Genomic DNA, 26,739 nt, shown 5'->3' with positions numbered 1-26,739 from the left:
GCCATAGGGTGCGTCTTGGACGCACCGATAGGCGATATGGCCGTAGACCTAACCAACCGCCCCATGTTCCGCCGGCACCCTAACATGCCCTTCCATCAACACCCGGGCGCTGCGACTCATGATGGCTTTCTTTACCGTCCATTGATCATCGACCTTCACCGCTTCGGCTCCGACGCGCAAGGTGCCGGATGGGTGCCCGAAGCGTACCGCCTGCCGCTCGCCACCGCCGGCTGCGGCGTTCACCAAGGTGCCGGGAATGGCGGCAGCGGTGCCGATAGCCACCGCCGCGGTGCCCATCATGGCGTGATGTAGCTTGCCCATCGACAAGGCACGGACCTGCAGATCGATCTCGCCGGCGGCAATCTTCTTGCCACTGGAAGCGACATAGTCGGCGGCCGGCGCCACGAAGGCGATCTTCGGCGTGTGCTGGCGCTTCTGCGCATCGCCTAGCGTAGCGATCAGCCCCATACGCACCGCGCCATGCGCGCGCAGCGACTCGAACATCGCCAGCGCCTGAACATCAGCATTGATCGCCTCTTGCAGCTCGCTACCGCTGTAGCCGATATCCTTGGCATTGACGAACACGGTGGGAATGCCGGCATTGATCATGGTTGCCTTGATCGTGCCGATGCCCGGCACTTCGAGATCGTCGACCAGATTGCCGGTGGGGAACATCGCCCCACCATCGCCTTCGGCATCGTCAGCCGGATCGACGAACTCCAATACGATCTCGGCGGCCGGGAAGGTCACGCCATCCAGCTCAAAATCGCCGGTTTCCTGCACTTCGCCGTTCGCGATTGGCACGTGACAAACAATGGTTTTGCCGATATTGGCCTGCCAGATTCTTACCGCGAAGCTGCCGTGCTGCGGCAGACGCGCGCGATCGATGAAACCATTGGCGATGGCGAACGGGCCCACGGCTGTGCTGAGATTGCCGCAGTTGCCGCTCCAGTCGACAAAGGGTTCGCCAATCGCCACTTGGCCGTAGAGGTAGTCGACGTCGTGATCGGGCTTTGAGCTCTTGCTGATGATCACGCACTTGCTGGTGCTGGACGTCGCCCCGCCCATGCCGTCGGTATGCTTGGCGTAGGGATCAGGCGAGCCGATGACGCGCATCAACAGCGCATCACGGGCCGGCCCCGGCACGCGCGCGGCTTCGGGAAGATCATCAAGGCGGAAAAAGACGCCTTTGGAGGTGCCGCCGCGCATGTAGGTGGCGGGGATGCGGAGTTGGGGGGTGAAATCCATGATTGGCTACCTTGAACAGGGTGTTTAGTTGCATTGTTGGTCTGTTCCCCCTCACCCCAACCCCTCTCCCTCCAGGGGAGAGGGGCTCAAAGCGTGGCGAGGTGCTGGGTATTGCTTGAGACAGGGCGTTAGGACGATATGTTTCTTCAAAGCCCCTCTCCCCTGGAGGGAGAGGGGTTGGGGTGAGGGGGAAGTCCTGGTCAGGATTCGAGATGCCGAACAATATCCTCCAGGACTCGCTCGGTGCTTTTCAAGACTTCATCGTTCCAATAGCGCAGCACCCGGTAGCCGCTTTCACGAAACCACGCGTCGCGTGCTGCATCATAGCCACGCGCTTCGCTGTGCTGCCCGCCATCCACCTCAACAATGAGGTGGCATTCGTGGCACACGAAGTCCGCAATGTAATGCCCCATTGGCACCTGGCGGCGAAATTTCTGGCCGATGACGCGGCCATCGCGCAGGAGAAACCACAATTCGGACTCGGCATCGGTGGGCGTTCGGCGCATCGATCTTGCGCGCTGGCTGAGTCATCCTGCTTGCTATTCATGACCATGCTCTCTCGTCCCCCTCACCCCAACCCGCACCCCGGCCATCGCGCATGCAGGCGCGATGGCGTTCGGCGGCTCGCAGTTCGTGCTGCTCGAAAGCCCCTCACCCCTCCAGGGGAGAGGGGCTTTCAAAGCGTATCGCTTCACGCTCTACAACATAAGCAAGTCCGGATTTAGAGCCCCTCTACCGCGGAGGGAGAGGGGTTGGGGTGAGGGGCAGTAGTTTCGCACCGAGCAAGGTTGGGGTGCGGGGGAAAGGAACGCAGGATGAGGGAGGAGAAACCCAACATCACGCCGCCTTGCTCGACTCCAAGAAATCCTGCGCAAACCGCTGCAGCACACCGCCGGCCTCGTAAATCGATACTTCCTCGGCGGTATCCAGCCTGCAGGTGACAATCGTTTCCACCCGCTCGCCATTGCTGCGATGAATTACCAGGGTGAGATCGGCGCGCGGGGTGCGTTCGCCAATCACGTCATAGGTCTCGCTGCCGTCCAAACCCAGCGTGTTGCGATTAACACCCGGTTTGAACTCCAGCGGCAGCACGCCCATGCCGATCAGGTTGGTGCGATGGATGCGTTCGAAGCCTTCGGCGACGATCGCCTCGACACCAGCCAGGCGCACGCCCTTGGCCGCCCAGTCGCGCGAGCTGCCCTGGCCGTAGTCGGCGCCGGCGACGATGATCAGCGGCTGGCCGCGTTCCATATAGGTTTCGATCGCCTCCCACATGCGCATCACCTTGCCTTCCGGTTCCACCCGGGCCAGTGAGCCCTGGCGCACACTGCCATCCTCATTACGCACCATTTCGTTGAACAGTTTCGGATTGGCAAAGGTCGCACGCTGCGCGGTGAGGTGATCGCCGCGATGGGTGGCGTAGGAATTGAAGTCTTCTTCCGGCAGGCCCATCCTGGCCAGGTATTCACCGGCCGCACTGCTGGCCATGATGGCGTTTGATGGCGACAGATGATCGGTGGTGATGTTGTCGCCCAGCACCGCCAGCGGTCGCATGCCGGTCATGGTGCGCGGTTTGGCCAGTGCGCCTTCCCAGTACGGCGGGCGGCGGATATAGGTGCTCTGCGGCCGCCAGTCGTACAGTGGGCTGGCCTTAGCGCCGTGTTCCACCTTGATTGTGAACATCGGGTCGTACACCCGACGAAACTGCTCGGGCTTTACCGACGATTTCACGATGGCATCGATCTCGGCGTCGCTGGGCCAGATATCCTTCAGGGTGATCGGTTTGCCATCGGCGTCATGGCCCAGCGCATCCTTCTCGATATCGAAGCGAATCGTGCCGGCAATGGCGTAGGCCACCACCAGCGGCGGCGAGGCGAGGAAGGCCTGCTTGGCATAGGGGTGGATGCGGCCATCGAAATTGCGATTGCCACTGAGTACCGCGGTGGCGTACAGATCGCGTTCGATGATCTCCTGCTGGATAGCCGGATCGAGCGCGCCGCTCATGCCGTTACAGGTAGTACAAGCGAAGGCGACAATGCCAAAGCCAAGCTGTTCCAGCTCCGACTTCAGCCCGGCCTCTTGCAGATACAGGGCCACCGCTTTCGAACCCGGCGCCAGCGAGCTCTTCACCCATGGTTTGCGCGACAAGCCCAGTCGATTGGCATTGCGAGCCAACAGGCCGGCAGCAATCACATTGCGCGGATTGGAGGTATTGGTGCAGCTGGTAATCGCCGCGATGATCACCGCGCCATCCGGCATCTGGCCTTCGGTTTCACTCCAGGCTTTGGCAATGCCCTTATCCGCCAGCTCGCTGGTGGCCACGCGGGCATGCGGATTCGACGGCCCTGCCATGGTGCGCACCACGCTGGAAAGATCGAACTCCAGCACGCGGTCGTAGCGTGCATTGCTCAGCGCATCGGCCCATAGACCGGCGGTCTTGGCATAGGTCTCGACGAGTTTTACCTGCTCATCTGAACGACCAGTTAAGCGCAGATAGTCCAGGGTCTGTTGATCGATAAAGAACAGCGCCGCCGTGGCGCCGTACTCCGGCGCCATATTGGATATCGTTGCCCGGTCGCCCAGGGTGAGCGACGCCGCGCCCTCGCCACGGAACTCAAGATACGCGCCCACCACCTTTTGCTTGCGCAGGAACTCGGTCAGCGACAGCACGATATCGGTGGCGGTGATGCCCGGCGCCGGCCGGCCCTTCAGCTCGACGCCGACGATCTCCGGCAGCCGCATCCACGAAGCGCGCCCCAGCATCACGTTCTCCGCTTCCAGCCCGCCCACGCCCACCGCGATCACGCCCAGGGCATCGACGTGCGGTGTGTGGCTATCGGTGCCGACGCAGGTATCCGGGTACGCCACCCCGTCCTGAACGCCGATCACCGGGCTCATTCGCTCCAGATTGATCTGATGCATGATGCCGTTGCCGGGCGGAATCACATCGACATTCTTGAACGCCAGCTTGGTCCAGTCGATGAAGTGGAAGCGATCCTCGTTGCGCCGATCTTCGATCGCCCGATTCTTCTCGAATGCTTCCGGCACATAACCACCACATTCGACCGCCAATGAATGATCGACGATCAGCTGCACCGGCACCACCGGATTGACCGCCGCCGGATCGCCGCCCTGATCGGCAATCGCATCGCGCAGCCCAGCCAGATCGACCAGGGCGGTTTGTCCGAGAATGTCGTGGCACACCACGCGGGCCGGAAACCAAGGGAAATCGCGATCGCGCCGATGCTCGATCAACTGGCTCAGACACTCATCCAGAATCGCCGGGTCACAACGCCGCAGCAAATTCTCCGCATGCACGCGAGCGGTATACGACAGCCGGTCATACGCCCCCGGCCTTAGCGCCTCCACCGCCGCGCGGGTATCGAAGTAATCCAGCGAAGTGCCGGGCAAGGGCTTGCGATGGGCGTGGTTCATGGGCGGAGTCCTATGGCTGATGAACGCGACAGCCGGCCTCGCGCAACGCTACGCCGTCATCCGGGCGCAAGCCGGGATCCAGTGAAAGCGAACACCATGGATCCCAACTCACCAGAACGACGGCTCGTTCAAAGCTTCCCTAACGCGCGTCGCCGGCCAGCTAAGCCACCCATTATCGACGACTCCGGCGCCCAACGTCATCCTGCGAGCCCCTCGGCCAGCGGCCCAGTTTCCCGGATACCCGCCGGCAGCCGCAGCTCGGTCTGCAATCCGACTGCATCCAGAGCGTTCTGCAGTGCCACCCACTGCCGCCGGGGATCGACCGCAACGCCCCGATCCATGTCTTCGGTGCCGCAGGATCGATGCACGGCGAGTGCCGCGACGCCGATCAGCGGTTTGGAAGCCCTGCCGCTCGGCTTCTGCGGCGACGTGCTCAGCGAGCGCGAGTGTTCCTGCCCGATCGAGCATGCTCAGCGAGCGCGCGCAGCGCCTGCCCACGCCGCCCACGCTGCAGTGCGCGGAGAATGCGCTCCCGCGCGGATTGCGCCGGCACTTGCGGTGCAGGCGGCGCGCTGGCGCTCGGTCGGCGAGTAGGAATTGGGATGGCCATGCCGCTAACGTGGCGGCCGTGGGGCGCCGCCGTCAAGGCTCGCGCCCGCGGCAGGTCGAGGCGATGTCCCTCCCGCGTGTCTCTCATGACCGCACAGCAACGACCGGCGGATGAACAATGGGGTCGGATCCGATTTTCATGGCTACGTCGGCGGCAAACGACTCTGCCGCCATACTTTCCCCTGCGTGTCATGGTCGCCCCGACCCCAGATTGGCGCGGGCCTCAGTCGGCGCGCACCGCTGCCGGATGCGCTCGCTGAGCTTGTCGAAGCGAGCCTCAACAGCGCGCGCTCTGGACTAGCAACGCGCTCCGCTGCCTATTGCGGGGAGTCAACAAGCGTTGCCTTTGCGCGTGGTGGCGCCTTGCGTGCATCGTCGGGTGCTGTGGCCATTGCACTCGCTGAGCGTGTCGAAGCGAGCCTCAACAGCGCGCGCTCGGGACAAGCAACGCGTTCCGCTGCCTTTTGCGGGGAGTCAACAAGCGCTGTCTTCGCGCGTGGTGGCGCCTTGCGTGCATTGTCGGGTGCTGTGGCCATTGCGCTCGCTGAGCTTGTCGAAGCGAGCCTCAACAGCGCGCGCTCTGCTTGATGGACTTCGTGCTCGTGCAGGTTGCTCGGGGTTGGGGGGGGGGCAGGCCACTCATGCGCCAACACCGCAAGCCTCGATTGCTTTGGTTATGCGTCAAACAGCGAGGTGTGAACTATTTCCTCCCAGCACACCGTTCCACATCGCACGACGCAGGTGTACAAAGAAAGGCGTTTGGTGAGGCGCAGCGCAAGGGGGCGCAGTCGGTCACGTGGAGCAGATCTCACCCAGCGACCTCAAGACGATCCTGCATTCCAAGCGGGCCAATCTCTACTGCCTTGAACATTGTCGGGTGCTGTGGCCATTGTGCTCGCTGAGCTTGTCGAAGCGAGCCTCAACAGCGCGCGCTCGTTTCTTTCGCTCGAGATCAGGTTTTCTTGAATCCGGGCCGAATCTCGTTGGATTTCTTGACCAAGCTGGGCTTTCCTCCGGCCAGTTTCCCGACCGGATTGAGTCGCAACGCGCTACCCGTTGCGCCTGGACTGCTCTCTCAACTCAGCCTGCATCCAGTCGAGGGAGGTCTGATTGCAACTTACGTCAAACACGAGTGCGACGGCTGCCATTTCAACGAATGTGCGGAAGCTCACTTGCATCGGCAATTGGGGGGCGAACGGCGCCAAGTTCTATCAGTCCTGCTGGCAGATTGAATGGCGACCCGGGGTATGAAGGGCATAACTACTCGATCAGTTGAGCTCAATCAAGCAAAGAGGCCATGTATCTGCAATCTGTCTTTAATCAGTCGCATGGGCTCTCGATCTCTGTGTAGGTCGGGTCGCGACATGGTCACGGCGCCAATGGGACCCGATTCAGCGACCTTGCGGTGAAGTGATGGGTGAAGGCGCTCGTCTCGTCGAACGAATGGTGGAGAGGTTAATGAGTGGACGCGAAAAACGTTCCGCACGGAGTGAAGTATTTCAACTTGCGAGCCCGTCTCAGAATTTGAGACGCGAAGGGACTCGACTTTCAGTCATCTACTGGGCTCAGTAATGCAAGCCGCCGTTGTGGCAGCCCGACCGGGAGTGGCAATGGACGAGTCGATTCCAACGCTGCGCTTTTCGCAACTGCCTACTGCGGCACGCGTACTTTGGGCGAAGAGCGGGGAAACCACCGGTCATGGGCTACTCGCCCATCTCCTGGACGTCGCGGCCGTCGTCGAAACGATGCTCGAGATCGAACCGAAAACCAGCACGGGCTGGGCAAGTACTCGATTTGGCCTTCCAGTCGATGTGGTAACCAGATGGTTGGCGGCGATTGCCGGACTTCACGACTTCGGCAAGGCGATACCTGGGTTTCAGGCGAAATGGCCGGAGGGAATGCAAGGCGACGAGGATGCAGGACTCGCTTTTCCTCCTATCGCTTGTAGCGTAGAGGCGCACTCCTGCGCGACGGCTGCACTTCTCGGAAAGCCGCTGACAACAGTGTCGGCCACCGAGGCGGGCTGGGTGCGCCATGCCGTCCAAGCCATCAGTGCCCACCACGGATACCACTTCCTCCTAGACGAAGTGAACATGGCGGTGCCGCGAGGCGAACCACGTCCGTGGGCAGATGCGAGACACGCGATTCTTCGGACCTATTGGAATGTCTTGTCACCGATAGGCATCCCAACCCGTGACGAGCTCAGCTTGCCGGAAGTGAACTGGCTTGCCGGTATGACGAGTGCCGCTGACTGGATCGCATCGAATCCAGAGTGGTTCCCGCTCGGCGAGCGACACGACGACCTCACAGCCTACTATGCCGATGCTCGCAATCGTGCGGCACGAGCATTGGAAGAGATCGGCTGGTCCAAGGCTTTCATCCTCCTCGATAGCCCCTCCGATACGGACCGGCTGCTGGCACGCATCATGGGCCATGCCGCGTCCAGTGTTCGCCCTCTGCAACAGGTCGGTGATGCGCTGCTCCACGGCGTGAAGGGGCCAGCGCTGCTGTTGGTCGAAGCGCCGATGGGTGAAGGCAAGACAGAACTGGCGTTTCTCGCTTACTTGCGATTGCAGGCGGCGAATAGTCATCGCGGGTTGTATTTGGCCCTTCCGACCCAGGCCACTGGTAACGCGCTGTTTCGACGTGCACTGACCTTCCTGAGGCAATTTGCCAGCGGCCCTTTGGACGTGCAGCTGGTGCACGGTGGCGCCGGAATGAACGAAGAAATTCGGCACCTTCGAGGCATTGCCAACGATCCGCAAGAGAGTCTGTCTGCGTCCGCCTGGTTTGCCCAGCGCAAGCGACCGCTGTTGTCGCCCTACGGTGTCGGTACCATTGACCAGGCCTTGTTCGCTGTACTCAACGTCAAGCACCACTTCGTTCGGCTGTGGGGGCTAGCCAATCGGGTGGTGGTGCTCGACGAGGTGCACGCCTACGACACCTACACCAACGGCTTGATCGTCGTCCTGTTGCGCTGGCTGCGAGCGCTCGGTTGCTCGGTCGTACTGATGAGCGCGACCTTGCCACAGGCGCGGCGCAACGAGCTGTTGCGTGCTTGGGGTGTGGGCGAGTTTGAGCTTCCCGAACTCGATTACCCTCGCCTGCTGCTGGCGGACAACGGTGGTGTGCGCGGTGAGCGCTTCGCCGCCAGACCGCTGGCGCCGGTCCATTTGTCGAGCGTCGCAGAAGGCGTGGAATCGCTCGCCGATGTCGCCATCGAGCAGCTCGCTGGCGGCGGTTGCGGCGCGTTGATCGTCAATACGGTCGACCGGGCGCAGAGACTCTATCTTCACCTTCGTGACCGCCTGGGCGATGCGGCGGACCTGCAGCTGTTCCATGCGCGATTTCCCGCCGATGAGCGAGCCGCATGCGAACGCCAAGTGCTGGCTTCCTTTGGCACTGGAGGCGAGCGACCGGCGCGCGCCTTGCTGATCGCTACCCAGGTGGCCGAGCAGTCGCTCGACATCGACTTCGACTTCATGCTGAGCGATCTCGCGCCGGTGGACCTCTTGCTGCAGCGCGCTGGCCGCCTGCATCGCCACGAGCGCTGCAGGCCAGCGCGACATCGGCAGGCGCGACTGTGGGTAGCCGGGCTCAATCGCGAAGTGCTACCCGAACTCAAGGACACCGCTTGGGGATATGTCTACGACGCCTATATCCTGCTGCGTACCTGGGCGCTGCTTCGGGACGAGGCAGTGCTCGATCTGCCCGGCGACATCGACCGCCTGGTGCAGGCCGTGTACAGCGACGCTCCCCTGCCTGACGATCTGGAAGCGGCCGCTCGTGAACGTATCGAGGTCGGGTCGTACGGCGAGTACTTAGCCAAGGTGAAGAACGAGCGGTTGGCGGCACAGCACATCGCTATCGACCCGACCGAGGAACCGCAGTCCGCCTATTTGCACAGGCCGCGCGGCAACGAGGAAGGCGAAGGCACGGGGCTGGAGAACAGGACCCGGCTGGGCCGTGAATCGATCACCTTGATCCCGCTGGAGGTGGTCGACGGCGGCTGGTGCCTGCGTCGGGACGAAGAGCCCTTCTCGCCCGACCAGCCGTTGCCGGACGGGCTGGCGCGCCGACTCCACGACCGCCAGTTGAAGGTCTCGCGTACTTGGCTGGTCAAGCGCCTCAAGTGTGCGGTGGTACCGCTGGCGTTCCAGCATCCTGCGCTGCGCAACTGTTATCCGTTGCCTTTGCAGCAGGGCAGGTATGCGCAGGACGGCGTACACCTGCGCTTGGATGACAAACTCGGGCTGGTCTACGAGCCCGCCGATGGCGCGAACAAGGAGGGGGCATGAGCAAGGACTTCTGTCTGTTGGACGAGCCCTGGCTGCCCGTGCGCCTGGCCGATGGGCGGGTGATGGAGTTGGGACTGCTGGAGACCTTCGCACGTAGCGGCGAGATCGTCGGCCTGGCCGAGACAGCTCCACCCAGTCTGGTAGCCGAGTACCGACTGTTGCTTGCGATTACTCATCGGGCGCTGGCTGCCGCGTTTGGTGATTGGCGCGACAAGGATCGGGCGCGCTGGTATCGGGAAGGACTGCCTCTGGCTGAAATCCGCACCTACCTGGAGCATTGGCGCGAACGTTTCTGGCTTTTTCACCCCGAGCATCCGTTCATGCAGGTGGCGGCGCTAGCTACTTGCGAAGAAACAAGGGCGTTGTACCCCGTTAACACGGTAGCGCTGGAGCAGTTCTATGGCCCTGAGATGTTCAACCAAGAGATATACGCGCAGGGTCCATGGAACCCGGCAAGCGTTCTCAGATCCTTGCTTGGATATCTTCAGTTCGTACCAGGCGGATTCTTCCCGGGCAAGAAGCTGAAGAGCTCGGAGAAGGCGGGGCCTCTGACCAATACGGCCGCTGTGTTGCCGACAGGCCATTCACTCGCGCGTACATTGCTCCTCGCTCTGCATTCGGCCCCGCGCGAGGGCCATCAGCCAGACTTGCCGAACTGGGAGCGGGATTCGCTTAGCATCGCTGCGCTGCGTGGTGAGCCGACACTGGCCAGCGGCCCGAATGATCGCTACACACGGTTGAGCCGCGCGGTGCTGCTATGCCGCGAGGAGGATGGTGGTGTCCGTTGCCTGCACTTCGCTGCGGGCATGGCACTCGGCGAGGATGCCCAGGCGCCAGACCCGATGGCCAGTTTCCGTGCCGGTAGCAACGGACTGGTGCGCCTTACCTTCGGCGATGGTCGGGTGCTCTGGCGTGACTTGCCGGCCCTGGTGCCGAGTACCGGAGAGGGCGTTCAGGCTGCCGCCGTTGTGCAGTTTGCTCTCGGGCTGCACCAAGCACTGAACGCGTTCGAGCAGATCTATCAACCCTTGTTGGTCGCTGGCCTGGCCAGCAATAAGGGCAAACTATTGCGCTGGCGTTCTGAACGACTCGTGCTTCCCACAGCCCTGTTGTTGGAAGCCGAGAAAGGGTTGTTTTTGCGCGAGAGGGTAGCGGATGCCGAGTCATTGTTCGCAGAACTGAAGCGATTGGCGACCGGCCTGCTGGCCGATACTCTGCCCGACCCGTCGAGCAAGGACACACGCGCCCGCGCACGCAGCTTGGTCGAGGCGGGGCCGCTTAACACGACGTATTTCGCTAGCGCCGAACGCAGCTTGCCTGCGGTGTTGCAACAGATCGGCGAGGGCGAGTTCGAGTCGGCCTCGAGGCAGTGGCGCGGCGTATTGCGCAGTGCTGCCATGGATGCCTGGCAACAGGTGCTGGCGGGGCTCGGCAACTCACCACGCGCGGCGCGCGCCGATGCTCGCTACTGGCCGCGCTTTCAGAGCTTGGTGAAAAAGCACGCCACACTTTCCGAATCCCTCTCGCCCCACAAGGAGGCTGCGTCGTGAGCGCACATTCCGAACAGTTCATCGCTTACCTGCAGGGCCTCAGAGAGCGGGACCGCGGTGCCTTGGCAGCATTACGTCACAGCCTGGCGTTTGCGCCGGGCAGCGATCCGAGGGCGTTTCCGTACGTCGAGCGCTTTGCCAGCAACGCGGTGCACGAACGCGACGCGCGGCGTCTGGCCCTTTACGCGGTGGCGGGCCTGTTCGCCCGCCATCCGCAGCAGGCTGAGCAGAGTTTTGCTGCGGCCCTGGGAGAACTGTTTCAGTGTCGCGACAGTGCCAGCATCGAAGGGCGTTTCATCGCGCTACTTGGCGCCGACGCAGAGAATATTGTCGAGTACTTGCGACAAGCAGTGAGCTTGCTCGCGGCTGATGGCATCGGTTGCAACTACGCACGCCTGCTCGATGACCTCAAACACTGGATGAGCCCTCATGCCGACCCCAGTCGCCTGCGCCAGTCGTGGGCACGCGACTTCTACCGGGCTGCCCAGACCGCCACCGAAACCACCGACGACGAATGAAGGAACGATTGACTATGAGCGCATTCCTCGAATACCACCTGATCCAGAACTTCGCCCCTTCCAACCTCAACCGAGATGATACTGGTGCCCCCAAAGACGCGATCTTCGGTGGCCATCGTCGGGCAAGGCAGAGCAGCCAATGTCAGAAGAAAGCGATTAGAGATCGATTCAAATCGTCTGGGCTTGTGTCCGCAGCCGATCTGGGAGTGAGGACGCGTCACCTCGACCGCGTGTTATTCGACGAGCTCAAAGCAGCGGGATTGGACGAGCCGGCAAAGTTCAACGAGATCGTAAAGCAAGCGCTCAAGTCGAAGGATAAGAAGGATGAGGATTCTGGAGGCGATAAAGAGGAGAAGTCTGCTCCTGTCCTGTCTTACCTGTTGTTCGTCTCGGCTACCGAGGTGGACGCGATGAAAGCACTGGTGACGAAGCACGCGAACAAGCTCAAGGAGTTGGCGGAGAAGAAAAAGATAAAACGTTCGGATGTGTCAGCAGACTTCAAGGATGAGCTAAAAGACATCCTTGGGCGCAGTAAGGCTGTCGATGTCGCCCTGTTCGGCCGCATGCTGGCCGACTTGCCGGCAGTGAATCAGGATGCCGCCTGCCAGGTCGCCCACGCCATCAGCACCCACCGCGTTGAGCGGGAGTTCGACTACTTCACCGCGGTTGACGACAAGGGCGATGCCGGCGAAACCGGCGCCGGCATGATCGGCCAAGTTGAGTTCAACTCGGCCACCCTCTATCGCTATGCGGTGCTCGATCTACACAAGCTGCGGAGCAATCTGAACGACCGTGATCTGACCCTGGCAGCAGTCGAGGCGTTTACTCGCGCGTTGGCTCTGGCTATCCCCAGCGGCAAGCAGAACAGCTTCGCCGCGCACAACCCGCCCGAGTTCATCGGCGTGTGCCTGCGCCATGCGACGCCGCTGAGTCTGGCCAATGCGTTCGAGAAGCCGGTGCTGCCGCGTTCTGACCTTGCCCTCACTGAGCAGTCGGTCGAGCGACTCGCAGCCTATGAAGCCAAGCTCGCCGGTGTCTATGCGGCGCCCGAAGACCAATGGCTGACGCTCGATCTGACCGGTCGCTGGCCGGCTGACAAGGGCGAGGCCACCAGCAATCTGGACGCTCTGGCGCAACGGACACGAGCGCTGGCCGCCGCTGCGCTGGAGGGGTGAGCATGGCCACCTTGCTGCTGCGCCTGCAGGGGCCGATGCAGTCCTGGGGCACCACCAGTCGTTTCGACGAACGCGATACGCAACTGGAGCCCTCCAAATCAGGCGTACTCGGTTTGATCTGCGCTGCGTTGGGACGTGATCGGGCCGAGCAGGTGGCAGATCTGGCGGCGCTGCGTATGGGCGTTCGGGTCGACCGCGAAGGCGTACCGATGCGCGATTATCAGACCGCTACCGGTGTGGTCAACGCTGCCGGGAAGGTTGATGCCGAGCGTACGGTGGTCAGTCCGCGCTTCTTCCTGGCCGATGCGGTATTTCTGGTTGGCCTGGAGGGTGATGCCCATCTGCTCGCCAGCATCCATGTTGCGTTGGCCCGCCCGGTGTGGCCGCTCGCGTTGGGGCGCAAGAGTTTCGTTCCTTCTCTGCCGATCCATCTGCCTGATGCTGTGCGCGAGGAAACGCTGGAGGAAGCGCTGCGTCGGTGGCCGTGTCTGCTCTCCGGTGCCTTGCCCGAATCGCCACGGCGGGTGCTGCTGGAACACGCCAGCGAGGGCAGCGTGCGTCTTGACCAACCGATTGCGCCATTCGCTGAGCGGCGCTTCGGCCCGCGCTTCGTCAAGTCTGAACAGTTCTTCACGGGAGCGGCCCATGTACCTGACCCGACTGCGGCTTGACCCGCGCAGCGCCCAGGCGCGGCGCGACTTGGCCGATCCTTATGAGATGCATCGGACCTTGGTACGCGCTTTCGTTCGTGATGAGGCGCAGACCCCGCCCCGAATCCTCTGGCGTGCTGAGCCGGTAACCACCTGGAGCGAGCCCGTTGTACTAGTGCAGACCCAGGTGGCAGGCGATTGGTCGGCACTCTCATCCATTCACAGTTATCTGAAGGGTGAGGCGGAGGTCCGCGAGTGGCATCCCGAGCGGTGGATCCAAGATAGAGAGCGACTGCGCTTCCGGCTGTTCGCCAACCCCAACGTCACCCGCAATGGAAAGCGTCTCGGTCTGATGTCTGAGGACGCGCAGCTTGCATGGCTTGCACGTCAGGGCGAGCGCCGTGGCTTCTTTGTGGAGGCGGCCTTGGCGACCGGAAGCGAGTTGATGCGTAGCCCTAAGGGCGATACACGCATCAGCGTTCTGAAGGTGTGCTTCGAGGGGCGATTGCAGGTAAATGATGTGACCAAACTCGCCCGCGCCACTATCGACGGCATTGGCCCAGGCAAAGCATTCGGGTGTGGCCTCTTGAGCCTCGCAAGGTGTCGATAGATTTGTGCCATCACATGTGGGCACATAGGAGCCAAGCCATGGAAACCTACACCGTTCGAGACCTTCGCGACCGCACTGGCGAGCTGATCAAGGGCGCCGAGGCGGGCCATCTCGCGCTGATGACCAAGCATGGTCGGCCGGTGATTGTGGCCCTGCCGTTCGACCAGAAGCTGCTTGAGCAGGGAGTGATGGTCTCACTGGCGGTGCGTCTGTTCGACGAGGGTGTTGTCACTCAGGGGCAGGCGGCGAAGCTAGCCGGCTTGTCGCTGGCGGAGTTCTTCGCAGCCTGCGCCAGCCACCAGGTGCCGGTGGTGCGCTATGAAGCGGGCGAACTCGACGTTGAACTCAAAGCCTTCGATGCGGATCATCGTCGCCGATAGCGGACCGCTGATCGCCTTGGCGGGGCTCGATGGCCTGCCGTGGCCGGTAGCCCTGTGGGGGCGAGTGCTGGTCCCCCGAACTGTGATTCACGAGTGCGTCGAACGGGCGGCCACGGCGGGGTCCGCATCCATCCTCCGAGCCTGCGAGAAAGGCGTGCTCGAAGTCTGCGAGGATGAGGCGCTTGCCGACGAACTCATTGCCCTGTCGCTCGACCCCGGCGAGAAGAAGGCGATCGCGCTGGCGCTGCGACTCGAAGGTTCATTGCTGATCGATGAGCAGCGGGGAAGACGAGCGGCGGCGCACCTGCGTATTCCCCACATTGGTACCTGCGGCACGTTGGTGTTGGCCAAGCGTGCCGGACTGGTCCCACAGGTCGCCCCCTGCTCGACCCGGGTACACGGCAGTGGCTATTTCCTCTCGCCACAGCTGATTCAAGACACGCTGAGGCTGGCGGAAGAGATCTGATGACCACGCCACTGCTGCCACCGCTCAAGCCCCTGCCGATGAAAGACCGCATTTCGATGATCTTTGTCCGGTACGGGCAGATCGACGTGCTCGATGGCGCCTTCGTGGTGGTCGATAGAAATGGTGTGCGTAAGCACATTCCGGTCGGTTCGGTGGCCTGCATCATGCTCGAACCGGGCACACGCATCTCTCACGCCGCGGTGAATCTGGCTGCTGTGGTGGGCACATTGCTGGTTTGGGTCGGCGAATCGGGCGTGCGTTTGTACTCGAGCGGCCAGCCGGGTGGGGCGCGCGCCGACCGGCTGCTGTATCAGGCCAAGCTGGCGCTGGACGACGAGCTTCGTTTGAAGGTGGTGCGCAAAATGTATGAGGTGCGCTTCGGTGAACCGGCGCCGGCGCGGCGCAGTGTGGAGCAGCTTCGCGGCATCGAAGGCGCTCGGGTGCGCGCCACCTACAAATTGATGGCGCAGAAGCATCGCGTCAATTGGAAGGCGCGCAACTACGACCGCAACCAATGGGATGTTGCCGACATGCCAAATCGCTGTCTGTCGGCTGCCACGTCGTGCCTGTATGGCATCACCGAAGCGGCGGTGCTGGCTGCCGGATACGCGCCAGCTGTAGGGTTCATCCACACGGGCAAGCCGCTGTCCTTCGTCTACGATATCGCCGATCTCTTCAAGTTCGAGACTGTGGTTCCGCTGGCCTTTCGCATCGCCGCCAGTATCCCTGCAGAGCCTGAGCGCCAAATCCGCCTCGCCTGTCGAGACTTGTTCCGATCCGACAAATTGCTTGGACGAATCATCCCGTTGATCGAGGATGTGCTGGCAGCTGGAGGCATCAGCCCGCCAGCTGCCCCGCCAGAATCTGTGCCGCCGGCCATACCGAACCCGACCGGTCCGGGCGATGTGGGGCATCGGAGTCGCTGATGACGTTTCTGGTTGTGGTGACCGAGAACGTACCGCCTCGCCTGCGCGGAAGACTCGCCATCTGGCTGCTGGAAGTGCGCGCCGGGGTCTATGTTGGCAACGTTAGCCGCCGTGTCCGTGAGATGATCTGGCAACAGCTTGATGCCGGGCACGAAGACGGCAGCGTGGTGATGGCATGGTCGAGCAAGTGCGAATCCGGATACGACTTCCAGACATTGGGTACCAACCGTCGCGAACCCGTGGATTACGACGGACTCCGGCTGGTGGCCTTCAAGCCGCCCGACCCGGCCGATCTTTGACAGTTCAGGTTGGTAGAATTTCAGTCGCTGCTTTTTCGTAGGATAAACAGCGAGTTGGAAGAAGTGCGTTCCCCGCACACGCGGGGATGAACCGATCAACAAGCCACCGCGCCAACTTTTCCGGCGGCGTTCCCCGCACACGCGGGGATGAACCGCCCAACGCCGCGCTAACTGGCGTTCTGGCCGAGCGTTCCCCGCACACGCGGGGATGAACCGACATTCACCACGGTGACGCCAGTCATGCCCCAGCGTTCCCCGCACACGCGGGGATGAACCGCGCGTGTTGTAGACCGTGAATGCTTGCTTTCGGGCGTTCCCCGCACACGCGGGGATGAACCGCCAAAACCGAACCCAAGCACGAAAACTGACGCGCGTTCCCCGCACACGCGGGGATGAACCGCCGGCTTCTTGGTTGCGTCCTGATTACGCACCGCGTTCCCCGCACACGCGGGGATGAACCGGCCGCTTGCCACGCCACCCAGGCGCATTTGACGCGTTCCCCGCACACGCGGGGATGAACCGTCCACCACGGCAATGCGGTTCCAGCCGCAAGGGCGTTCCCCGCACACGCGGGGATGAACCGCTGATCGCGATATTCCGAAGCTGTTGGCGACACGCGTTCCCCGCACACGCGGGGATGAACCGTTCGGGTGATAGCTCACGAAGTCCCACCACTGGCGTTCCCCGCACACGCGGGGATGAACCATCAAAACCGGCACGTCACCAACAGCGCCCGACGCGTTCCCCGCACACGCGGGGATGAACCGGGCGAGCGCTAAACGCTTGGCGTAGGTGCGTTCCCCGCACACGCGGGGATGAACCGCGCCGGTCGAGCGTCGGCGCGAATCCGGCTCCGCGTTCCCCGCACACGCGGGGATGAACCGGATTGCCGAATCGCGGCGAACCAGTGCCAAGGGGCGTTCCCCGCACACGCGGGGATGAACCGAAAGTCATCACTGTGGTGCTTCCACGTGAAACGCGTTCCCCGCACACGCGGGGATGAACCGACGATTTTCGCGAAGTGATCAGCGGCATGTGCGCGTTCCCCGCACACGCGGGGATGAACCGGCCCAGCTCAGTGCTGCGATCAGCCAGTGGACGCGTTCCCCGCACACGCGGGGATGAACCTTCTTCGGCCTGCTGCGGACTGATCCCCAGGACGCGTTCCCCGCACACGCGGGGATGAACCGTTGGCCGACGAAACGGCGAGACTCGAAGAGGAGCGTTCCCCGCACACGCGGGGATGAACCGTGCGAAGAACTCGACCAGCTGCCCCCGCGCACGCGTTCCCCGCACACGCGGGGATGAACCGAACTTGAGCGCGACGGCTGCCACTGCGCGCTAGCGTTCCCCGCACACGCGGGGATGAACCGCCGCTCTCTGCGCCTTCGTGCACCTTCAACGAGCGTTCCCCGCACACGCGGGGATGAACCGGCGATGCCGTTAACATCAACCGGCTCGCGCGGGCGTTCCCCGCACACGCGGGGATGAACCGTCTACTTGTCCAACGGGACACTTAACAAAGCTGCGTTCCCCGCACACGCGGGGATGAACCGACGCCCGCGGGTTCTGCGGCGCCTCTCCATGCGCGTTCCCCGCACACGCGGGGATGAACCGTGTGCTTGGCTTGGGTACCATCAGGAAGTGACGCGTTCCCCGCACACGCGGGGATGAACCGGCTGGTCGGTCGATCAGTTCCGCGCCAAGGCGATGGCGTTCCCCGCACACGCGGGGATGAACCGACTGTTTCATTGCATTGGGCGATTGGCATCACGCGTTCCCCGCACACGCGGGGATGAACCGTTGCCGGCCCCGTCGTCGGTGGCGGTTTTGGTGCGTTCCCCGCACACGCGGGGATGAACCGGATCACCGCTTGGTGCTCTCGCGACGCCAGCAGCGTTCCCCGCACACGCGGGGATGAACCGATCAGCAGATAGTCAGCAGAGGCGACGCCGCAGCGTTCCCCGCACACGCGGGGATGAACCGGCGCGGCGAGTCGCGTACGTTCGCGATTGACGGCGTTCCCCGCACACGCGGGGATGAACCGTATGGATGGGCGTTCGATCCAGATATGCAGATGCGTTCCCCGCACACGCGGGGATGAACCGAACCAACTCACGCAGCCCCACGTGATCGGTTTGCGTTCCCCGCACACGCGGGGATGAACCGTCGTCGTAGTCCCTGAGAACTGCGCTCACCGCGCGTTCCCCGCACACGCGGGGATGAACCGGCACGACGTTGACGCCGGTCACCGGGCCGGATGCGTTCCCCGCACACGCGGGGATGAACCGTTAACAAACGTAGACCGCTTTGCCTAGTCAGCGCGTTCCCCGCACACGCGGGGATGAACCGTCTCTATAGGAATCGCAATGCAACGACTATCAGCGTTCCCCGCACACGCGGGGATGAACCGCCCATAGATAGGCCGGCACGCTGCCGGCGGTAGCGTTCCCCGCACACGCGGGGATGAACCGGCACCCTTCACGCTCCAATTCGCACATCCATCGCGTTCCCCGCACACGCGGGGATGAACCGGGCAACGCGTTCAGAGCAGGGCTGCTGCTGCCGCGTTCCCCGCACACGCGGGGATGAACCCGCTGGAGTCGCAGCGCTCGCGGCTCGATACCGCGTTCCCCGCACACGCGGGGATGAACCGGCTCTTGCGCCGAGTGGCGATCCGCCGCCGGACGCGTTCCCCGCACACGCGGGGATGAACCGTCGGAAACGATGCGCCAGGTTCTTCGCCTTCAGCGTTCCCCGCACACGCGGGGATGAACCGGCAGCCGGCGTGTCGAAAGCCGCTATTTCCGCGCGTTCCCCGCACACGCGGGGATGAACCGACGGTTGACCCCGGGGTGTAGGCTGTTGGGCCGCGTTCCCCGCACACGCGGGGATGAACCGTCTTGGCCGTTGATGTCGCCCTCGCGGCGGGCGCGTTCCCCGCACACGCGGGGATGAACCGAACCACTACGGCTATATCCGCGGCACGGTCGGGCGTTCCCCGCACACGCGGGGATGAACCGCGCTCACCGCTGCCGACATCCGTCAGAACGTCGCGTTCCCCGCACACGCGGGGATGAACCGGTGCTGCGTAACATCCGGGTCAATCGGGCCACGCGTTCCCCGCACACGCGGGGATGAACCGCCCCTGCACGCCTCCCCCGCTCGCCTCCCTGGGCGTTCCCCGCACACGCGGGGATGAACCGCGTTTTTTCCGCCTAAGGGCGGCACAGATAAAGCGTTCCCCGCACACGCGGGGATGAACCGGGCTGGGAGAAGACATGGACGGGTTGCTGACCGCGTTCCCCGCACACGCGGGGATGAACCGGCGCTTGACTGGGGCCGCGATGTTGAGCCGGCGCGTTCCCCGCACACGCGGGGATGAACCGTGATCGAGAACCACGCCGACGGCATCACTAGCGCGTTCCCCGCACACGCGGGGATGAACCGCACCCGCTTTGACCCGGTCAATGACCTCTTGCGCGTTCCCCGCACACGCGGGGATGAACCGTAGAGCGTAAAGCTCGGCAGCGGAATCGCGACGCGTTCCCCGCACACGCGGGGATGAACCGCTTGCGGGCCAACGGGACAGACTAATTATTCCGCGTTCCCCGCACACGCGGGGATGAACCGGCCTGCGCCGCATCACTGACCCAACCGGGAACGCGTTCCCCGCACACGCGGGGATGAACCGAGGGATGCGGCAAGCCATACGGAACGCCTCGCGCGTTCCCCGCACACGCGGGGATGAACCGACGTTGCGCACGGTGGAGGAGATGAAACAGCTGCGTTCCCCGCACACGCGGGGATGAACCGCTGGGGGCATTGGCTACAACGCCAACCGAGAGGCGTTCCCCGCACACGCGGGGATGAACCGGCGAATTCTTCGTGATCCCTGGACCGCAGTGGCGCGTTCCCCGCACACGCGGGGATGAACCGTTGATTCGGTCCTTCACGTGGCAGCAGTAGATGCGTTCCCCGCACACGCGGGGATGAACCGCACGCGATGATCGCCGATCGTGCCGAGGCGCGGCGTTCCCCGCACACGCGGGGATGAACCGACCGAGATGATCCGCCGCGGTCGTTGGGTGGCGCGTTCCCCGCACACGCGGGGATGAACCGACCAGCCGGAGAGCCCCCATGAGTGAGCATGAGCGTTCCCCGCACACGCGGGGATGAACCGGCGTGAGTCAAAAGAGCGGGAAGCCCTGGAAGGCGTTCCCCGCACACGCGGGGATGAACCGTCAGGTGCCCGCTGGCTGGCGACTGTGCGTGGGCGTTCCCCGCACACGCGGGGATGAACCGGACAATCAATCACCGTGTTTTCTGCTATCCAGAGCGTTCCCCGCACACGCGGGGATGAACCGATATTGTTGCAGCTCTTGCGCCGCTCTCGGGAGCGTTCCCCGCACACGCGGGGATGAACCGGCTCGGCAGGGAACAACGATCACGCTGGATCAGCGTTCCCCGCACACGCGGGGATGAACCGAGTACACGCACAACTTCATCTGGAACCTGCGCGCGTTCCCCGCACACGCGGGGATGAACCGTTCGCGGCGATAAGCGTTGGGAGAACCCAAACACGTTCCCCGCACACGCGGGGATGAACCGAGTTCGCGTTAGAAATTGGCGAGTGCATTTCGGCGTTCCCCGCACACGCGGGGATGAACCGTTCCCAGGATTGGAAAAACGCACGAGCACCTAGCGTTCCCCGCACACGCGGGGATGAACCGAGTGGTTGCCGTCATCCACCCAAGTGATGGGGGCGTTCCCCGCACACGCGGGGATGAACCGGCGTAACCCGCTCCCGCCAGGTCTGCTTGAACGCGTTCCCCGCACACGCGGGGATGAACCGGCCTGGCTTCAGGCGCGCATGGATGGCATGCGGCGTTCCCCGCACACGCGGGGATGAACCGACTGGAGCTACCTAGACTCGTATTTTTTGTTCGCGTTCCCCGCACACGCGGGGATGAACCGCCAGGGACGTGAAACACGTCGTCCTGCGGCATGCGTTCCCCGCACACGCGGGGATGAACCGTTTCGCGATGCCGTACGACCCGCCATCAATCAGCGTTCCCCGCACACGCGGGGATGAACCGCCGGTAGTAGTGGCGCCGAAGCTGATGCGCTCGCGTTCCCCGCACACGCGGGGATGAACCGCTGGTGTTTGCCATTTATGCGCTCGCAGTGGTGCGTTCCCCGCACACGCGGGGATGAACCGTTGTCGACGTCTGTCATCAGAACTCGGCGCAAGCGTTCCCCGCACACGCGGGGATGAACCGAAACTCGGCATCGAGGTTCGGCCGAACACTACGCGTTCCCCGCACACGCGGGGATGAACCGGAAGTGCTGCGCTGGAAGCAGGCGGCCCAGGAGCGTTCCCCGCACACGCGGGGATGAACCGGCTCGCCGGATTGGTAAACAGTCGCGCCCAGCGCGTTCCCCGCACACGCGGGGATGAACCGATGTCGGAACCGAACTTGACGGCCATAACGAAGCGTTCCCCGCACACGCGGGGATGAACCGTGCGGCCGTCGGTCGTGGTCACCGCCAGCGTGGCGTTCCCCGCACACGCGGGGATGAACCGTCGGCGGTGAGCTGTCACTGGTACCCGCCACGGCGTTCCCCGCACACGCGGGGATGAACCGGCCGCGACGTCTATATCGAGGACTCCGACCTAGCGTTCCCCGCACACGCGGGGATGAACCGACGTTTGACAATGGTAATGCCACTGCCTTAACGCGTTCCCCGCACACGCGGGGATGAACCGCATGCTGTCGAGGGTGTAGCTGACCCCATCGGGCGTTCCCCGCACACGCGGGGATGAACCGCGGTTTGTGGTGCAGGTGATCGGTTGGGGCGAGCGTTCCCCGCACACGCGGGGATGAACCGTCGCTGTGTTGAACATCTCAGGCGGCTTGGTGGCGTTCCCCGCACACGCGGGGATGAACCGTCTGTCTGCTGCAGACGTGTACGAACGCCGACGCGTTCCCCGCACACGCGGGGATGAACCGACTTTCCGCACCGATCCTCGCGGCACTTGAGCGCGTTCCCCGCACACGCGGGGATGAACCGGCTGGACTACTGGCCCGGCTGCTTGATCGCGCGCGTTCCCCGCACACGCGGGGATGAACCGGGACTCAGTCCGCGGTACAGCGAGTATCCAGGGCGTTCCCCGCACACGCGGGGATGAACCGGCCTGCACCTGTTCGTTCCACTCTTTGCGGTAGCGTTCCCCGCACACGCGGGGATGAACCCATCCGCAGCAATAACCAAGGATCAGAAAGCGCGCGTTCCCCGCACACGCGGGGATGAACCGCCGACGGATCGAAGTTGTTGCACGAATGCTACGCGTTCCCCGCACACGCGGGGATGAACCGGCCTTCGTTAAGCCCGGGCGCCGCGGGGCTCAGCGTTCCCCGCACACGCGGGGATGAACCGCTCATACCTCTGCTCAATCAGGGATCGAAGGGGCGTTCCCCGCACACGCGGGGATGAACCAGTGGGAGGAACTTCCGTCGGGCGCTGTCCTGTAGCGTTCCCCGCACACGCGGGGATGAACCGTTTGGCGCTCAGTGAACTACAACCGGCAGACCGCGTTCCCCGCACACGCGGGGATGAACCGCCCGCCGCCATCACGGCGAGCCCGTAGTTCTCGCGTTCCCCGCACACGCGGGGATGAACCGTACCAATCCGACACCAACATGATTGGCTGGAAGCGTTCCCCGCACACGCGGGGATGAACCGCAGTGACGGCTGACATCGGCGGCGCATTCGACGCGTTCCCCGCACACGCGGGGATGAACCGGTCGCGCGTATTGAGCATTTGCGGAACTAGCCGCGTTCCCCGCACACGCGGGGATGAACCGACATGCCCGGCGTCATCAAGATGCCCAGGGTCGCGTTCCCCGCACACGCGGGGATGAACCGGTCAGGGTTCAAACTGAACGCTTCGTTTCGGCACGTTCCCCGCACACGCGGGGATGAACCGTAGATAGCTGCTTTGTGGCCGGTGTGATCCGCGCGTTCCCCGCACACGCGGGGATGAACCGCTGGGCCAGTGGCGTATCGACTCAGAGCAATAGCGTTCCCCGCACACGCGGGGATGAACCGGCTGGCAAGGGCAGCTACCAGTCCACACGGGTGCGTTCCCCGCACACGCGGGGATGAACCGTTGATCTACCTGTCCCTGATTTCGACGCATGGCGCGTTCCCCGCACACGCGGGGATGAACCGCGCTCAACTCGGCTGCTACGCCGGATGTGGTGGCGTTCCCCGCACACGCGGGGATGAACCGGGCATTCGCTGTGTGTTGATCACGCAAATGCCGCGTTCCCCGCACACGCGGGGATGAACCGATTTCAGGGTTCCAGGCTCACAGCGCTCAGCAGCGTTCCCCGCACACGCGGGGATGAACCGGCGCACAGGAGCAGGGCGAAAACTGGTCCGCAGCGTTCCCCGCACACGCGGGGATGAACCGTCCATGTTCTGCGCGTTGTGCTTCACCCCAGCGCGTTCCCCGCACACGCGGGGATGAACCGTCGACCTCCGCGGCCGGAGTGATACCGAACTCGCGTTCCCCGCACACGCGGGGATGAACCGGAATGGGTGAGGGTGCCGGTGGTGCTGAAAGGGCGTTCCCCGCACACGCGGGGATGAACCGGATCAATCGAAATTCCACCCTGCACAGGAGTTGCGTTCCCCGCACACGCGGGGATGAACCGTCGTTCGCTGACGCCTGCGCGCAGCTTGGAGCGCGTTCCCCGCACACGCGGGGATGAACCGTTCGAATGGGCATCATGCACATGCTCATCCGACGCGTTCCCCGCACACGCGGGGATGAACCGGCGATGCCGTTAACATCAACCGGCAGCTCATCGCGTTCCCCGCACACGCGGGGATGAACCGCAATCGCAGAGCAATTCGTCTGACGTGGTGACGCGTTCCCCGCACACGCGGGGATGAACCGAACGGCCAGACCGCCGGCGATCTACTGGCCAGCGCGTTCCCCGCACACGCGGGGATGAACCGGCCCATAGCCAAGGCTCAGCGCTCGATGGAACGCGTTCCCCGCACACGCGGGGATGAACCGTGATCGGCCCGATCTCAACGCTTAGCGCGTCCGCGCGTTCCCCGCACACGCGGGGATGAACCGCCGCTCCTCACGGCGCGCAATCTCCTGCAGCCGCGTTCCCCGCACACGCGGGGATGAACCGTGATCGGCCCGATCTCAACGCTTAGCGCGTCCGCGCGTTCCCCGCACACGCGGGGATGAACCGGCACGCCTCGATCCATGCGCCCGGGTGCATCAGCGTTCCCCGCACACGCGGGGATGAACCGCGTTCCGCGAGAGGGACGGGGGCTTGTCAGTGGCGTTCCCCGCACACGCGGGGATGAACCGCCTTTGAGTGCACTTCAGATCCATCGGGCTGCGCGTTCCCCGCACACGCGGGGATGAACCGCGGATGAGCTGGAGTCGTTTGTTAAGCACATCGCGTTCCCCGCACACGCGGGGATGAACCGATCGTCGCGCTGAATTCAAGCGGCCATGTCGAGCGTTCCCCGCACACGCGGGGATGAACCGGCGAACCCGAATTACGGGGTGAACAATGTCAGTTCTACTCCGGCGACAATACGATCACCGGTTGCGTGCCCGGGCCAATCTTTACGCTGCCATTGAATGAGCCTTCGGGGGCGAATACGCTGACGGTAATTGAAGCGAGGTTGGTGCAGTTGAAGGCGGCTGTCGCATCCGCGTCGGACACTTGCACTGCCTGCGGTGACGGGCCGCTGATCGGGGAGGCAATCCAGAGAGTGGTCAAACCAGCAGGTGCATCGCCACTTTGCGTTTCGATCTTGATGGTCTGACGTGGCTGGTACGACTGGGTGGGTTGAGTGAATGCCACTTTTACCGGGGTGGGTTGAGATGGCACAGGCGTATTGCTGTTCGTCAGCACCACATAGGGCGTGAGTGGCAGGAACAACTGGTAGTTGCCCAATGGCGCCGTTGGCTGATCGCTGAAGGTGATGTTCATGGTGACCGTTTGCGACCCAACATCCACAATCACCGAATCCATATCGATGTCCAGAATCGCATCGATGATCTCGCCATCCTGGACGTAGTAGCCGCCAACCAGAAGGTCGTTGCCATAGGTGAGTTCATCGTTGTCGACGCCATCATCGCGACAGCGCTTGGTCGCGATGTTCTTGATGATCTTGTCGAGGTCAGCGCGGAATCCACCGGTTGGCGGGTCGCCGCCGTGTTGCCTTTCCTGGGCTAGCTGGCAGCCCGCCAGCAACACTACCGCAATCGATAGAAGCATCGCTTTCATTTGCTGCCCTCTCGCTCTCGCATCGCCGATCTGATATCGGATACGAATACATGCACTTTAGTCGGTCACGTTGGCGCGCACGCCGAGATGATCCGAGGTGTTCTTGAAGTATTGCAGGTAACCTTCCGGTGGGGTGTAGATCTGATCAAAGGTAACGTCCATTTCACCGGCATCCCAGACGAAGTGATCGTAACTGCTGGCAAGTTGGCCGGCCCGGTTTACCGTCGTTAGTTGATCGGCCCCGTTCGGTTGTATTTGCGGCTGAGTGAACCCCGCTGCAGTGAAGAAATCGGCGATCGCCTGATCGGTTGCCGGTAGGTTCCAATCACCCAGCACAAGCACTCGGGAAACTGCGATGTTGCTGCAGTCCGCGGCGACCAGTGCTTTCAGTTGCGCAACTATGTTGCCCAGCCGCACCACTTCTTGACGGCGGTTGCCGATGGCGCCAAACAGTGCGTGGAAATTGACGACCCAGGTCTTGGTATTGGTGGCCACGTTGCGGATCAAGGCGATATCCGGAGGTCGGATGAAATCCTTGGGTTGCAAAGTGAATCGTTGATCGGCGTTGAAATAACACACCACTTGGTGGCCAGCAGTGGCCGTGGCGTTCTGGATGATCAGTGCGTAGCCTTCCCGGTAGCTGTTGAAACCGCGCAGATTCCAAGGCGGGTTCTGGGCACTTTGCGGGTGCACCGTATAGACCGCCGGCGGTGGACAGATCTCGGCCGCTTCCGCTTGTGCCATCACTTCCTGCACCAGCGTGATCACGGGGGCTTGGGCGCCGCACAGGTAGTTGGCATTGAGATACGCATACTTGGCTTGTCGATAGCCGTCGATTGAGCGCTTGTTGTAGCCAAGGTGATAAGCATTCAAAGACCAGACATCGAAATCGGAATAGGCGGGGAAAGGCAGCAGTATCAATACAGACCACAAAGCAACTCTAAGCACACGCATGTCACCTCCAGTGGGCTTGCCAGCGCAACACGACTACTACCTTGAGCGTACAACAACGCCGACAACGTTTGGCCAAGGCGACTCGTTGGCTTTGCATTGCTGTGCTCTTCAGCACGCCACCATACACCGCGTTTCGCTTGATCGTTGCTGATCAATCCATGAGATGAGGATGATTTCAATTGTGCCGCGATCAAGGTGGCGGAAGCTTCTCGAAACGCTCATTCCGCTCGATATGGCGTTAAACAGCTGGACGGACTGCCAAACTCGCAAACGTGACCGGCTTTTCAAT

Annotated in this window: 16 protein-coding genes and 1 CRISPR repeat array; of the genes, 11 read left to right on the top strand and 5 right to left on the bottom strand. The window is 63.1% G+C overall.

Annotation, left to right across the window (positions count from 1 at the left end):
- Positions 1-48 precede the first annotated feature (48 nt).
- The 3 genes from prpF to acnD form a co-directional block, all read right to left on the bottom strand.
- Positions 49-1,248, bottom strand: a complete 1,200-nt coding sequence (gene prpF, locus IFO71_RS09535) for a 2-methylaconitate cis-trans isomerase PrpF (RefSeq protein WP_192029404.1) — start codon at positions 1,246-1,248, stop codon at positions 49-51.
- A gap of 200 nt (positions 1,249-1,448) precedes the next feature.
- On the bottom strand, positions 1,449-1,754 hold the full coding sequence (locus IFO71_RS09530) for an endonuclease domain-containing protein (protein ID WP_192029403.1): 306 nt from the start codon (positions 1,752-1,754) through the stop codon (positions 1,449-1,451).
- Between the two features lie 331 nt (positions 1,755-2,085).
- Positions 2,086-4,683, bottom strand: a complete 2,598-nt coding sequence (gene acnD / locus IFO71_RS09525) for a Fe/S-dependent 2-methylisocitrate dehydratase AcnD (protein ID WP_192029402.1) — start codon at positions 4,681-4,683, stop codon at positions 2,086-2,088.
- A gap of 339 nt (positions 4,684-5,022) precedes the next feature.
- Here acnD and IFO71_RS09520 point away from each other — a divergent pair, with 339 nt between their 5' ends.
- The 11 genes from IFO71_RS09520 to cas2e all read left to right on the top strand — a co-directional run bounded on the left by IFO71_RS09520 (position 5,023) and on the right by cas2e (position 16,164).
- Positions 5,023-5,277: a hypothetical protein gene (locus IFO71_RS09520; protein ID WP_192029401.1), complete on the top strand. Its 255-nt coding sequence runs from the start codon at positions 5,023-5,025 to the stop codon at positions 5,275-5,277.
- 1,586 nt (positions 5,278-6,863) lie between these two features.
- On the top strand, positions 6,864-9,590 hold the full coding sequence (gene cas3, locus IFO71_RS09515; RefSeq protein WP_332309355.1) for a CRISPR-associated helicase Cas3': 2,727 nt from the start codon (positions 6,864-6,866) through the stop codon (positions 9,588-9,590).
- The gene (gene casA / locus IFO71_RS09510; protein WP_192029399.1) at positions 9,587-11,140 is read left to right on the top strand and encodes a type I-E CRISPR-associated protein Cse1/CasA; all 1,554 of its coding nucleotides are present in this window, start codon (positions 9,587-9,589) and stop codon (positions 11,138-11,140) included. Before cas3 ends, casA begins: the two co-directional genes overlap by 4 nt.
- Positions 11,137-11,658: a type I-E CRISPR-associated protein Cse2/CasB gene (gene casB, locus IFO71_RS09505; RefSeq protein ID WP_192029398.1), complete on the top strand. Its 522-nt coding sequence runs from the start codon at positions 11,137-11,139 to the stop codon at positions 11,656-11,658. The genes casA and casB overlap by 4 nt, the downstream gene beginning before the upstream one ends.
- 14 nt (positions 11,659-11,672) lie before the next feature.
- Positions 11,673-12,833: a type I-E CRISPR-associated protein Cas7/Cse4/CasC gene (cas7e, locus tag IFO71_RS09500; protein ID WP_192029397.1), complete on the top strand. Its 1,161-nt coding sequence runs from the start codon at positions 11,673-11,675 to the stop codon at positions 12,831-12,833.
- Positions 12,834-12,835: 2 nt separating this feature from the next.
- Complete coding sequence (gene cas5e, locus IFO71_RS09495; RefSeq protein ID WP_192029396.1) at positions 12,836-13,504, top strand: type I-E CRISPR-associated protein Cas5/CasD; 669 nt, start codon at positions 12,836-12,838, stop codon at positions 13,502-13,504.
- Positions 13,479-14,093, top strand: coding sequence for a type I-E CRISPR-associated protein Cas6/Cse3/CasE (cas6e, locus tag IFO71_RS09490; RefSeq protein ID WP_192029395.1), 615 nt, complete (start codon positions 13,479-13,481; stop codon positions 14,091-14,093). Before cas5e ends, cas6e begins: the two co-directional genes overlap by 26 nt.
- 38 nt (positions 14,094-14,131) lie before the next feature.
- On the top strand, positions 14,132-14,473 hold the full coding sequence (locus IFO71_RS09485) for a type II toxin-antitoxin system prevent-host-death family antitoxin (RefSeq protein ID WP_192029394.1): 342 nt from the start codon (positions 14,132-14,134) through the stop codon (positions 14,471-14,473).
- Positions 14,451-14,939 carry a PIN domain-containing protein gene (locus IFO71_RS09480; protein WP_192029393.1) on the top strand — a complete coding sequence of 163 codons (489 nt, stop codon included), beginning with the start codon at positions 14,451-14,453 and terminating at the stop codon, positions 14,937-14,939. The genes IFO71_RS09485 and IFO71_RS09480 overlap by 23 nt, the downstream gene beginning before the upstream one ends.
- Entirely contained in the window at positions 14,939-15,865 is a 927-nt protein-coding gene (gene cas1e, locus IFO71_RS09475) for a type I-E CRISPR-associated endonuclease Cas1e (RefSeq protein ID WP_225444519.1), read from the top strand. Before IFO71_RS09480 ends, cas1e begins: the two co-directional genes overlap by 1 nt.
- On the top strand, positions 15,865-16,164 hold the full coding sequence (gene cas2e / locus IFO71_RS09470) for a type I-E CRISPR-associated endoribonuclease Cas2e (protein ID WP_192029392.1): 300 nt from the start codon (positions 15,865-15,867) through the stop codon (positions 16,162-16,164). Before cas1e ends, cas2e begins: the two co-directional genes overlap by 1 nt.
- 65 nt (positions 16,165-16,229) lie before the next feature.
- Positions 16,230-24,748: direct repeats of the CRISPR family, unit length 29 nt; unit sequence GCGTTCCCCGCACACGCGGGGATGAACCG.
- Between the two features lie 34 nt (positions 24,749-24,782).
- Here the strand turns inward: cas2e and IFO71_RS09465 are convergent.
- Together IFO71_RS09465 and IFO71_RS09460 are read right to left on the bottom strand one after the other, a co-directional pair.
- The gene (locus tag IFO71_RS09465) at positions 24,783-25,496 is read right to left on the bottom strand and encodes a hypothetical protein (RefSeq protein ID WP_192029391.1); all 714 of its coding nucleotides are present in this window, start codon (positions 25,494-25,496) and stop codon (positions 24,783-24,785) included.
- Between the two features lie 57 nt (positions 25,497-25,553).
- Complete coding sequence (locus IFO71_RS09460) at positions 25,554-26,450, bottom strand: exonuclease/endonuclease/phosphatase family protein (RefSeq protein WP_192029390.1); 897 nt, start codon at positions 26,448-26,450, stop codon at positions 25,554-25,556.
- Positions 26,451-26,739: the final 289 nt, after the last annotated feature.

Source organism: Pseudomarimonas arenosa (assembly GCF_014841215.1).
GTDB classification, from domain to species: domain Bacteria; phylum Pseudomonadota; class Gammaproteobacteria; order Xanthomonadales; family Xanthomonadaceae; genus Pseudomarimonas; species Pseudomarimonas arenosa.
This window is presented reverse-complemented; position numbering and strand designations above follow the sequence as displayed.